We start from the raw sequence: 9,744 nt of genomic DNA on the forward strand, positions 1-9,744 counted from the left end.
CGGGGGTGGCTGCGGGCGGGGGTGGGGCTGCTCGCCGGTACGCAGGTGGTGCTGGGGCTGTGGGTCCTGCTGTTGCCCGAGTGGTTCTGGAAGTGGCCCTGGGTGTCGCACCTGCCGCCCTACAACGAGCACCTGCTCCAGGACTTCGGCGGAGCGAGCCTCGCGCTCGCCGTGGTGCTGTGCGCGGCGGTGGCGGCGATGGAGCGGCGGCTGGTGCTGACGGCGCTGGTCGCCTACCTCGTCAACTCCGTCGTGCACCTCCTCTTCCACGCCCGGCACCTGGAACCCCTGTCGGCGGCGAGCGCCGCGGGGTTCCTGGCCCTGCTCGGAGCGGCGGTACTGCTGCCGGCGGTGCTCGTGTGGCTGGCGGCGGACGGGACGGCGTTCCGGGAACCGGGCCGTGCCCGTGCCGCCGGGCAGCGACCGTCGCCCTGAGCGGGCCCAGGGGGCGCCGAGCTTCCCCGCCGTCGGGCCCCTCGTCCCGTCCTGCCCGACACGCCCCGTCGGGCCGTCCCTCTCACGATGCGAACGGCCCCGGCCAAGGGGGCCGGGCCTCCCGGACCGTCCCTGGCCCGGTGGCGGTCCGGGATGCCCACGCCCCTGCCCCCAGAGGCCCGAGACACCCGAGAGACCCCGCACCGGAACACCACCGGGCGGACCACCAGCGGCGACTCAGGCCCCACACCGACCACGCCGCCCCCAGGCACCGCCCCGCACGCACCCCACCCGCCGAAGCGCCGCAGGCTACCGCTCCGGTGGGGCGAAGAGGTCGTCCTGGGCCCGGTCGCGGGCGGTCAGGAGTGCCCCGCGGAGTACCGCGCCGCCGCCCAGGGTGCTGGCCCGGACCTCGGTGGCCAGGGGTGACATGCGGTCCAGGCGCCGCTGGACACGGCCGGCGAGGATGTCGCCGCCCGCCCGGCCGATCTCCCCGGCCAGCACCAGGCAGCCGGGGTCGAGCACCGAGACGACGGCGGCGGCGCCGAGCACGATGCGGTCGGCGAGGGCGTCCAGGAACCGCTCGGCAGGCGCGCCGTCCCCGCACACCGCTGCCCGGACGAGTGCGGCGGCGTGCGGTTCTGGCCCGTCGGGGGGCGCCGTGATCCCGTGCTCCGCCGCGAGGGCGGTCACCGCCGCCGCCGCGGCCACGGAGTGGAAGCCGCCGGCGCAGTCGGTGGCCGAGGGCAGGCCCGCGGTGCCCGGTACCGGCATGAACCCGATCTCCCCCGCACCGCCGGAGACTCCCCGGCGCAGGGTGCCGTCGAGGACGACGGCGGCGCCGATGCCGAAGCCCAGCCACAGCAGGACGAAGGTGTCCCGGTCCCGGGCCGCCCCGTCGCGCTGCTCGGCCAGGGCGGCGAGGTTGGTCTCGTTCTCGACGCCGACCCGTGCGTCGGGGAACTTCTCCTGGAGCGCGGCCATCAGCCGGCGGTGCCACTCGGGCAGGCCGGTGGAGTCGCGCAGTTCGCCGCTGGCCGGGTCGATCAGGCCGGGCGCGCCGATGCCGACGGTGTGCAGCCGGTCGGCGCCGGCCTCCTTCGCCGCGCGCTCGACCAGTCCCACCGCCTGCTCCACCGCGGGTCCGGTGCCGTTGTCGTCGTCGATCGGCACGGAGCCCTCGGCGAGGACCCGGCCGAGCAGGTCGGAGACGAGCACGGCGACGCCCTCGGTGCGCACGTCGAGGGCGGCGAGGTACGCGCGTCCGGCGACGATGCCGTACAGCTTGGCGTTGGGGCCGCGGCGCTGCTCGCCGGACTCCCCCACCACCTCGATCAGGCCGGAGACGGTGAGACGTTCGACGAGGTCGGCGACGGTGGGCCGGGACAGGCCGGTCAGTGTCTTGAGCTGACCTGCCGTCAACGGGCCGTCCCGCTGGAGCAGATGAAGGGCGAGCCGGTCATTGATGGCCCGGGCGGTGCTCGGGGATGCGGGCATGCCGGGGATCCTTCCAGATCGGCGGCGCGGCAGCCCACGCCGGTTCTCCCACTGGGCGGCCCGCCTATATTCCACTATCTATCAGGCAGGCTACCTGATAGTTTACGCGGCGCAGTGAGCCGGCTGAGACGGCAGCTGAGACAGCCAGGGAAAGGCGGCGCGTGCGGGCGCCGGAGGGGTGGACCATGAGCACAGTGACCTACGGGCGGCGCGAGGTGCGGCGCGCCCGGTACGCCGTGGCGGCCGTGTTCGCCGTGCACGGCTCCGTCACCGGCTCCTTCGCGACCCGCGTGCCGTGGATCCAGGACCACGCCGGGGTGAGCGCGGGCCAGCTGGGCCTCGCGCTCGCCTTCCCGGCGCTCGGCGCGTCCGTGGCCATGCCGCTGGCCGGGAGCGTCAGCCACCGGTTCGGCGCCCGCGCGGCCCTGCGGGGTCTGCTGGCCCTGTGGACACTGGCGCTGGTCCTGCCCTCCCTCGCCCCGAACCTGCTCACCCTGTGCCTAGTGCTGTTCGTCTACGGCGCCACGGCGGGCATGTCGGACGTGGCGATGAACGCGCTCGGCGTGGAGATCGAGAACCGTCTCGACAGGTCGATCATGTCCGGGCTGCACGGCATGTGGAGCACGGGCGCACTGGTCGGCTCGGCGGCCGGCACGCTCGCCGCCCATCTGGGCACGGACGCCCGGACGCATCACGTGCTGGCCGCGGCGGTGCTGACCGTGGTCGGCCTGGTCGCCTGCACCTGGGTGCTGGATCTCCAGCCCGCCGAGGACGAGGACCCGCCGCCGCGGTTCGCGCTGCCGCCGAAGTCGGCGGTGCTGATCGGCGCGGTCGGCTTCTGCGCGGTCTTCGCGGAGGGCGCGAGCCTGGACTGGTCGGCGGTCTATCTGCGGGACGAGCTGGAGACCTCGGCCGGACTCGCGGCGGCGTGCACGACGGGCTTCACCCTGACGATGGCCGTGGCCCGGCTCGTCGGGGACAAGGTGGTGGACCGGTTCGGCGCGGTCCGCTCGGTGCGGGTGAGCGGTGTGCTGGCCACCGTCGGCGGTCTGCTCGTCGTCGCCGGTGGCCGTCCGGCGGTGGCGATGACCGGCTTCGCGCTGATCGGCCTCGGCATCGCGGTGGTCGTCCCGCTCTGCTTCGCGGCGGCCGGCCGCGCCGGCTCGAACCCGAGCCTGGCCATCGCGGGCGTCGCCACCATCACGTACACCTCGGGCCTGGTGGCGCCGAGCGCGATCGGCGGCCTCGCCCAGGCGACCAGCCTGGTGGTGTCCTTCGGCCTGGTGACCGTGCTGGCCGGCTGCCTCGTGGTGTTCGCCCGGGTGCTGCGCGCCGGGGACCGGGACCGCCCGACGATCAGTCGGCCTGCCGCGGAGGTTCCCGGCCGCCGGCCCTGAAGGCGTCGTGGCGCGGCGCCGGGGTCTGCCGGGAAGGTGCTGGTCAGCAGGGGGCGTGGGGCAGGAGCGTGCCGGGCAACCGCGACAATGGTCCGGACAGTCCTCACGTACAGAGAAAGCGAAACCTCACCATGGACCTCGGCGTGCGCTGGAAGCTGCACGGTGACGGGCGCACGCCCGCACCCGGAGCGGTGGTCCGCCCCGACGAACGGCTCTCGTGGCCCCGCACGGCCGGGCTCGGCGCCCAGCACGTGGTGGCCATGTTCGGGGCGTCCTTCGTGGCTCCGGTCCTGATGGGCCTGGACCCCAACCTCGCGATCATGATGTCGGGCGTGGCGACCGTCATCTTCCTCCTCGCCACGCGCGGCCGGGTGCCCAGCTACCTCGGCTGCTCGCTCTCCTTCGTCGGCGTCGCCGCGGTGATCCGGGCACAGGGCGGCACCAGCGCCACGGTGACCGGCGCGGTCCTGGTGGTCGGTGCCGCGCTGTTCCTGGTGGGCCTCGCCGTGCAGCGCTTCGGGGCGCGGATCATCCACGCCGCGATGCCACCGGTCGTCACCGGTGCGGTGGTGATGCTGATCGGCTTCAACCTGGCCCCGGTCACCGCGTCGACCTACTGGCCGCAGGACCAGTGGACCGCACTCCTGGTGATGCTGTTCACGGGCCTGGCCGTGGTGTGCCTGCGCGGCTTCTGGTCGCGGATCGCCATCTTCCTGGGGCTGGTCTTCGGGTACGTCCTCTCCTGGGTCCTGGACCGGATCTTCGGCAGGATCCACTCGGTGGACGGCAGCGGGAAGCTCACCGACCACTGGCGGCTGGACTTCTCCGCCGTGGGGCAGGCCGACTGGATCGGACTGCCGTCGTTCCACGGGCCGAGCTTCGAGTGGTCGGCGATCCTGGTCGCCCTGCCGGTCGTCATCGCGCTGATCGCGGAGAACGCCGGGCACGTCAAGGCGGTCGGCGAGATGACCGGCGACAACCTCGACGACCGGCTCGGCACGGCCATCTCCGCCGACGGCGTCGGCTCCGTGCTCTCCACCGCGGTGGGCGGCCCGCCCAACACCACGTACTCCGAGAACATCGGCGTGATGGCCGCGACCCGGGTGTACTCGACGGCCGCCTACTGGGCGGCGGCGGGATTCGCGCTGCTCTTCGGCCTCTGCCCGAAGTTCGGCGCGGTGGTGGCCGCGATCCCCGGCGGCGTGCTCGGCGGCATCACCGTCATCCTCTACGGCATGATCGGCCTGCTCGGCGCCCAGATCTGGGTCAACGCCAAGGTCGACCTGCGCAACCCGCTCAACCTGGTGCCGGCCGCCGCGGGCATCATCATCGGCGTCGGCAACGTCAGCATGGAGTTCACCGACACCTTCTCGCTCAGCGGCATCGCGCTCGGCACCCTCGTCGTCATCACCGGCTACCACGCGCTGCGCGCCTTCGCCCCGGCCCACCTCAAGACGCAGCAGCCGCTCCTCGACGAGGGGACGTCGTCGTACGACGCGAAGACCGGCGAGCACGACGCGAGGACCGGGGACGGCGGGGACGGCAGCGACGGCAGCGACGGCGGGGCTCAGCGTGCCAAGTCGTAGGCGTACGACGGCGTGAACGTGCCGGGTTCCCCCTTGCACCCGTCGGACTCCCCCGGCAGCTTGACCCACAGGTAGGCGTCGATGCGCCCCATGCCGGTGCTCAGCGTCGGGGCGCGGCCGAGTCCCCGCCCGGCGGGGTCGCACCACTGACCGCCGGGCGGCGGGCCGTTGCCGTTGCGGCTGGTGTCGATGACGGCGCCCAGGGTCGCCGGTCCGCCGAGGGCGTCGAGGACGGCCCGGGCGTGGGCGACCTCGTCGGCGGTGGTGTGGAAGTTGGAGACGTTGCTGAAGACGCCGTCGGAGGAGTCGGCCGAGGCGGCGCCGGCCTGCTTCAGCCAGCCCGCCTGTTTGTCGGGCGCGTGCCAGCCGGAGTGTCCGGCGTCGAAGTAGACGCGAGCGTTGGGGTCGGCGTCCTTCATCACGCGTCCGGCACGGGCCAGGGAGGCGAAGCGGTCGGCGCGTTCACCGGCGGACAGGCACTCGGACTGGGCGATCGAGTCGGGCTCCAGTACGACGAGGACGTCGCCGGAGCCGAGCCCGGCCGCGAACCGGTCGATCCAGGCGTCGTAGGCGTCGAGGTCGGGCGCACCGCCCTCGGAGTGGCCGCCGCAGTCGCGGCCGGGAATCACGTACGGCACGAGGACCGGAACCCGGCCCTGCGCCGCGCCCGCGGAGGTGACGGCGCGGACCCGGGAGGTGATGGTGGCCGGCGTGTGGTCGGCGAACCACACGGCGGCCGGGTGGCCGGCGATCCGGGACTCGATGAGTTCCTTCCGCGGGTCGTCCGGGTGGGTCCGGAGCCAGTCGAGGACCTGGGAGTCGGGGTGCCGGTAGAGCCGGGTGGAGGCGGCCGGTGTCCCGGACGTCTTCCCCGGGGTCCCGGAGGTCCGCTCCGGGGGCCGGGCGGGGGCGGACTCCTCGGCCGTCGGGCTGGGCGAGGCGGCACGCGACGTCGCCGCCGGCGGTGACGGTGACGGTGGGGCCGGCACGGGCAGGGCGTCCAGCCGCACCGAGTGCGTCGCCCCGGGGCGGGCCGCGTCGGCACGGCTGCCGTCGCCGTCGCCGAGCGCGGTGAGCACGCCGGTCGCGGTGCCGGCCACCACGACGACGGACGCCGCGGCGACCATCGCCCCGCGGCGGACGGCGCGCCTGCGCTCGGCCCTGCGGGCGGCCAGGCGCCGGGCACGAGAGCCTGACACGTACAGTTCCCCCTCCCCCGCGCGGCGGGCGCTTCCCCCGTTCTGGGGAAGTGCCGGCCCGCCGGCACTGCCGTCAGCCTAAAGCTGCGACGCTGCCGCCATGGCGCACTGCGAGCAAGTCCCGACGGCCGCCTTGACGGCGGACACGGTTCTGTCCAGGATGCGCGCCCTCGACACGGCCCTGCCGCTCCGGGACGGCGTGGCCGTCTTCAACGGCGTCTACCTGGCGGCCACCCGGGAGGCCGGCCGGCGGGTCGACGGCGGCCGGTCCACGGACGTCCGAGCGGCGACCGCGCTGGACGTGCGGTTCGCGGAGCGCTATCTGGCCGCCGTGGACGCGGCGGAGGACGGCCGCCGTCCGCCCGCCTGCTGGCGCCCCCTGTTCCAGTTCCGCCGCCATCCCGGGGTACGGCCGCTGCAGTTCGCGCTGGCGGGCATCAACGCGCACGTCGGGCACGACCTCGCGCTGGCCGTGGTGGACACCTGTCGTACGCTCGGCTGCGAACCCGTCGACCTGGAGGGCGAGTTCGACCGGGTGGGCGAGCTCCTCGTCTCGCTGGAGGAGCGCATCCACGACGAGCTGACGCCGGGCCCCGACCTTCTCCGGATCACCGACCCGCTCACCCACCTGCTCGGCTCCTGGAGCCTGGAGCGGGCCCGCGACGCCACCTGGGCCGCGGCCCGTGCCCTGTGGGCGCTGCGCCGGCTGCCGGACGTCGCCCGGGAGTTCACCGACCGGATGGACACGGCGTCGGGCTTCGCGGGCCGCATGCTGCTCACCCCGCTGCCGGACTGACCGGAGGCCGTCCCCGCGCGCGCCCGCCACCACGGCCCGACCGTTGTATGTTGAAACCAGTTGCGGCCGAGGCCCCCACGGACTCCCGTGTCCGGCACACCGGACCCCGTGTCCCGCACACCGCGCCCCGACCGCGAAGGAGCACCCGGCATGACGATCCGGCTCGGACTCGGCCTCCCCCAGATGCGGCAGTACGACATCGGCAAGGACGTCCCCGACGTGGCCCGCGCGGCGGAACGGACGGGCTACGAGAGCCTGTGGGTCTTCGAACGGGTCCTGTTCCCCGACCCTCCCACTCAAGGGCTGTACGGCGTCGAGGGCCTGCCCTGGCCGCAGGAGTACCGGGGCGTGGCGGAGCCGCTGGTCTGCCTCGCGCTCGCCGCCGCGTCCACCGAGCGGGCCCTGCTGGGCACCAGCGTGCTCGTCGCCCCGCTGCACGTCCCCTTCCAGTTGGCCAAGTCGCTGGCCACGCTGGACGCGGCGAGCGGCGGCCGGGTGGTGGCGGGCTTCGGGACGGGCTGGTCCCACGACGAGTACGCGGCGGCGTCCGTACGGCCGTTCGCCGAGCGGGGCGCCGCGCTGGACGAGTTGCTCGGGGTGTGCCGCGCGGTCTGGGGCCCGGACCCGGTGGTGTACGACGGCGAGGTCACGAAGATCGCGTCCGCCGCGGTCGGCCCCAAACCGGCCCGGCCCATCCCGGTCCTGCTGGCGGCGAGCGGCGGACGCGCCCGGCGCCGGGTCGTCGACCACGCCGACGGCTGGATGCCGACCGGCACCGGGGCCGGGGTCGTCGGCGGTCAGTTGCGGCAGCTGCGGGACCTGGCCGCCGAGCGCGGTCGCACGGAGCCGATCCTGACGACGCTGCGGGTCAACGCCCGCTACGACGCCGGGGCCGCGGCCCGCCCGGACCGCCGCCCCTTCCACGGCGGCGTCGACGGGATCGTCGAGGACCTCGCCGCATACACCGGGCTCGGTCTCGACGAGATCCTCATCGACCTGCAGAGCACCGCGCGGGACGCCGAGGAACTCAAGGACGTCGCCGCCGCGGTGTACGAGAAGGCGCGGGCGGCCGGCATCTGGGGCGGGCGGCCCGGGTCAGTCCTCCGGGAGTTCGACCGGCGCGATCTCGTCGTAGCGGTCGCCGGGGCCGGGGTTGGCCGCGTCGGTCCCGCCGCCGAGGTGGTGCATGACGCCCCAGACCGCGTTCAGCGCGGTCTGGACGGCGCCCTCCGCCCAGCCGGCCGTCCAGGAGATGTCGTCGCCGGCGAGGAAGAGGCCCCGCTTGTCCTCCGGCAGCCGGTCCTGCATGAAGTGGGTGAACAGGCGCCGCTGGTAGCGGTAGTGGCCGGGGAGGTTGGCCTTGAAGGCGCCCATGAAGCAGGGCTCGTTCTCCCAGGAGACCGTCACCGGGTTGCCGACGATGTGCTTCCGGATGTCGACCTTCGGATAGATCTCGCCGAGCGACTTCAGCATGACCTCCATCCGCTCGTGGGCGGACAGCGGCAGCCACTTCAGACTGTCGTCGCACCACGTGTAGGAGAGGCAGATGGCGGCGGGCCTGTCCGGGCCGTCGTCGAGGAGGTAGGTGCCGCGGGTCATCCGGTCGGTGAGCGTCATCGACATGACGTCCCGCCCGGTGTGCTCGTCCTTGTCCAGCCAGAAGGGGCGGTCCACGGGAACGAAGAGCTTGGAGCTCTCCATGTAGTGGGTGCGCTCGATCGCGGTCCAGTGGTCGATGGGGAAGAGCGAGTCGTCGCAGGCGATCTTCGAGAGCAGCATCCAGGACTGCGCGGTGAAGACCGCCGCCCGGTAGGTGCGGATGTCGCCGTCGGCGTCCGTCACGGTGATGCGGTTGCCGGCGGTGCGGTTCAGCCGGGTGACGGCCGGGCGCGGCTCGCCGTGCGCGTGCAGGGACTTCAGCGAGGTGCCGTGCGGCCAGTGGACGGCCTTCTCCGGCTCCCGCTCCCAGAGCCTGAGCGGCAGCTGCTGGGAGCCGCCGACGATACCGCGGTGGTGGTCGTCGGCCTCGGTGTAGACGACGCGGAGGATCTCCAGGACGGAGTTGGGGAAGTCGGTGTCCCAGCCGCCGGTGCCGAAGCCGACCTGGCCGAAGATCTCGCGGTGCCGGAAGGACTTGAAGGCCTCCGCGTCGCACAGGAAGCCGTAGAAGGTCTGGTTGTCGAGCTTCTCGACCAGCTTCGCCCAGATCTCCCGGATGCGCGGGACGTCGCGTTCGCGCAGGGCGCGGTTCATGTCGGAGAAGTCGGCGCCCTCTTCCAGGCACCTCGCCCAGGCGTCGGCCACGTCCCGGTAGACCTGCGGCAGGTCGTCGAGCGTCTCGGCGTAGTGCGTCTCGCCCTTGATGTCGACGACGGTCGAAGGGGTCGCCTCGGCCAGCGGGTTGGGGAAGGGCCGGGTCCGCAGTCCCACCAGGTCGATGTAGTGCTGGAGGGCGGTGGAGGAGGGCGGGAAGCGCATCGCGCCCAGCTCGGCCCGCAGCGAGGGGTCGCACCCGTCGAAGCCCACGGTGCGCAGCCGGCCGCCGATCCGGTCCGCCTCGTACACGACGGGCCTGAGGCCCATCTTCATCAGCTCGTAGGCGGCCACGATGCCGGACAGGCCGCCACCGACGACCGCGACCTCGGTGCCGTGCTCGGTCGCGGGTACCTGGCCGAGTCCGGCGGGATGGGCGAGGAAGTCGTCGTACGCGTACGGGAAGTCCGGCCCGAACATGGTGATCGGCGGCTGCTGCCCGGCTGCGTGCTCGATCGCGTTGGGCACGGTGGACGTCATGGGGTACGGACTCCTTGCGCGGGTGGGGCGGGAGGCGGGTG

7 protein-coding genes and 1 pseudogene are annotated in these 9,744 nt (G+C 73.9%); 5 read left to right on the top strand and 3 right to left on the bottom strand.

What is annotated here, in order from left to right:
* Positions 1-435, top strand: a 435-nt coding sequence (locus tag HZS56_RS36080; RefSeq protein WP_253915465.1) for a hypothetical protein, incomplete at its 5' end; no start/stop codon positions are given.
* A 309-nt stretch (positions 436-744) separates the two neighbouring features.
* Here HZS56_RS36080 and HZS56_RS36085 read toward each other — a convergent pair.
* Positions 745-1,932 carry an ROK family transcriptional regulator gene (locus HZS56_RS36085; protein ID WP_216725033.1) on the bottom strand — a complete coding sequence of 396 codons (1,188 nt, stop codon included), beginning with the start codon at positions 1,930-1,932 and terminating at the stop codon, positions 745-747.
* Between the two features lie 185 nt (positions 1,933-2,117).
* Between HZS56_RS36085 and HZS56_RS36090 the strand changes: the two genes are divergently transcribed.
* Together HZS56_RS36090 and HZS56_RS36095 are read left to right on the top strand one after the other, a co-directional pair.
* The gene (locus tag HZS56_RS36090; protein ID WP_216725034.1) at positions 2,118-3,329 is read left to right on the top strand and encodes an MFS transporter; all 1,212 of its coding nucleotides are present in this window, start codon (positions 2,118-2,120) and stop codon (positions 3,327-3,329) included.
* Between the two features lie 131 nt (positions 3,330-3,460).
* Complete coding sequence (locus tag HZS56_RS36095; RefSeq protein ID WP_216725035.1) at positions 3,461-4,915, top strand: uracil-xanthine permease family protein; 1,455 nt, start codon at positions 3,461-3,463, stop codon at positions 4,913-4,915.
* On the opposite strand, the gene HZS56_RS36100 is transcribed toward HZS56_RS36095, so the two are convergent.
* Positions 4,897-6,042 (bottom strand): glycoside hydrolase family 6 protein, encoded by a 1,146-nt coding sequence (locus tag HZS56_RS36100; protein WP_216725038.1) that lies wholly within the window; start codon positions 6,040-6,042, stop codon positions 4,897-4,899. The two genes, HZS56_RS36095 and HZS56_RS36100, sit on opposite strands and share 19 nt — an antisense overlap.
* A gap of 172 nt (positions 6,043-6,214) precedes the next feature.
* Here HZS56_RS36100 and HZS56_RS36105 point away from each other — a divergent pair, with 172 nt between their 5' ends.
* Together HZS56_RS36105 and HZS56_RS36110 are read left to right on the top strand one after the other, a co-directional pair.
* Positions 6,215-6,910, top strand: coding sequence for a DUF5995 family protein (locus HZS56_RS36105; RefSeq protein ID WP_216725036.1), 696 nt, complete (start codon positions 6,215-6,217; stop codon positions 6,908-6,910).
* A gap of 150 nt (positions 6,911-7,060) precedes the next feature.
* Positions 7,061-7,987: pseudogene (locus HZS56_RS36110) on the top strand (LLM class F420-dependent oxidoreductase); the annotation flags it as partial.
* An 18-nt stretch (positions 7,988-8,005) separates the two neighbouring features.
* Here HZS56_RS36110 and HZS56_RS36115 read toward each other — a convergent pair.
* Complete coding sequence (locus tag HZS56_RS36115) at positions 8,006-9,703, bottom strand: flavin monoamine oxidase family protein (RefSeq protein ID WP_216725037.1); 1,698 nt, start codon at positions 9,701-9,703, stop codon at positions 8,006-8,008.
* Positions 9,704-9,744 lie beyond the last annotated feature (41 nt).

This window comes from Streptomyces mayonensis (genome assembly GCF_018982965.1).
GTDB lineage: Bacteria > Actinomycetota > Actinomycetes > Streptomycetales > Streptomycetaceae > Streptomyces > Streptomyces mayonensis.